Below are 1,140 nucleotides of genomic sequence, written 5' to 3'. Positions count from 1 at the left end.
TATCAAAATTATTGAGTTACAGTGTACGTGTTATTTACATGAAAAGAGCACCTCATCCAGGTGTAATAAAACACGTACAAAAGACCTTTCTCTACTATATTTAACTATTGAGTAGATTGTTCCGCTTGTTTTTGTTTTAATCGTTGTTCTAAAACGTGAATCATCAATAAAAAATGTTCAGCTTCTCGTGTAACATGATCAGCTAATAATGGATTAATTGTGCAGAGATAATAAAGTTGTTTAATTTACAATAAAGTCATTTAAAAAATAATATAGTTGTTTAAAAATCCTTCTTCCACTAACGGTGCAGGTTAGCTCAATAAGAAATCAAAATAAGAGAACTTGTAAGCTTCTGAAGAGGTGGACAAAAGAAAGGTTTAAAATATAAAGTTGACTATGTTATACAGATATAGAGAGATATTATAATTAATTTGTGTTAAGTTATGAATAGTTTGATTTATTTAAATTAAGTAGAAGAATATAAAATGCATGTGATTTTTTGCAAATCCCATACGTCTTATTCTATGGAGGAAATATGCTTAAAGACAATTTTAAAATTAGTAATATTCCCGCAGTTTTATGGGGAGAAAAGAGTGAAAAAATTTTTATTGCAGTACATGGAAGTATGTCAAATAAGGAAGATGCAGTTATTGAAATATTAGCTGAAGAAGCCAATCAAAAAGGTTATCAAGTATTAAGCTTTGATTTACCTGAGCATGGAGAAAGAAAAAATGATAATACTCCTTGCAAAGTACAGTTTTGTGTTAGTGAATTATCTATAGTTATGAATTACGCAAAAGAACATTGGAAAGAAGTAAGCGTGTTTGCATGTAGTATGGGAGCTTATTTTAGCCTTTTAGCCTATCAAAATGATGTGTTAGAAAAGGCATTATTTTTATCACCAGTAGTTAATATGGAACGAATTATCGAAAATATGATGAAATGGTTTAATGTAACACCAGAGCTTTTGCAAAAAGAAATGACTATAGAAACACCTGTTGGTCAAAAGTTATATTGGGATTATTTATGCTATGTAAAAGAACATCCTATTAATACATGGAATACAGATACATATATTATGTATGGAGCCAAGGATGAACTGTGCGAATTTGAAACTATTAACTATTTTACAAAAAAACA

The 1,140-nt window shown here is 29.0% G+C and carries 1 protein-coding gene and 1 pseudogene; one reads left to right on the top strand and one right to left on the bottom strand.

Going from position 1 to position 1,140, the window contains the following annotated elements; genetic code table 11:
• Nucleotides 1–104: 104 nt before the first annotated feature.
• A pseudogene (locus V7183_RS26075) lies at nucleotides 105–218 on the bottom strand (DUF2935 domain-containing protein); the annotation flags it as partial.
• Nucleotides 219–535: 317 nt separating this feature from the next.
• On the opposite strand from V7183_RS26075, the gene V7183_RS23800 reads away from it, so the two are divergent.
• On the top strand, nucleotides 536–1,140 hold a 605-nt coding region (locus tag V7183_RS23800), incomplete at its 3' end, for an alpha/beta hydrolase (RefSeq protein WP_335361048.1).

The sequence above is a fragment of the Bacillus sp. JJ1127 genome (assembly GCF_036965845.1).
In the GTDB taxonomy this organism is placed as follows: Bacteria; Bacillota; Bacilli; order Bacillales; family Bacillaceae_G; genus Bacillus_A.
This window is presented reverse-complemented; position numbering and strand designations above follow the sequence as displayed.